This window comes from Marinobacter sp. BW6 (assembly GCF_008107725.1).
GTDB lineage: Bacteria > Pseudomonadota > Gammaproteobacteria > Pseudomonadales > Oleiphilaceae > Marinobacter.
Window position 1 is genome coordinate 1 of sequence record NZ_VIRN01000067.1, and the last position, 460, is coordinate 460.

The following is a 460-nucleotide window of genomic DNA, read 5'->3' on the forward strand; positions in this document are numbered from 1 at the left end:
CGCGCAATGCATGCGCGTGCTCGGCCGTCAATACGGCGCGTGCGCGGTCGGCGTACAGCGGATGGCCGACAAAAATCTCGCTGGTATCGCTGTCGGGACCCACCCGCACCGCGCCGGCGGCTTCGGCTTGGCCGAGCGTGTCCAACTGCTCGCCACCGACCAGGGCCACCAGGTCGGTGCGCGCCAACGGTTCGGCGATGGCGAGGTAGTCGACAACGGCGCGGGCCGGTTCCGGCAGGGCGCACAGGTACTCGTCGATCACGCCGGACAGCGGCCGACGATCCTCGTCTCGACAGCGCCACCGGCCGTCCACGTGTTCGAGACCACCGCCGTCGATGAGGTGGCGCAGATACAACGGGTTGCCAAGGCTGCGCCGAAAGAGCTCGTCGGCGTCGGCGACGTCCAGTGTCGCGTCCAGCGCCGACTCCACGAACGCCGCGGTTTGGGCCCTGTCGAGCGG

General features: G+C 69.8%; 1 protein-coding gene. It reads right to left on the reverse strand.

Annotated elements, in window-relative coordinates; all coding sequences use genetic code 11:
* Positions 1-460 (reverse strand): hypothetical protein (locus FMN52_RS16840; RefSeq protein ID WP_205424960.1); only part of this gene is annotated, 460 nt, incomplete at both ends.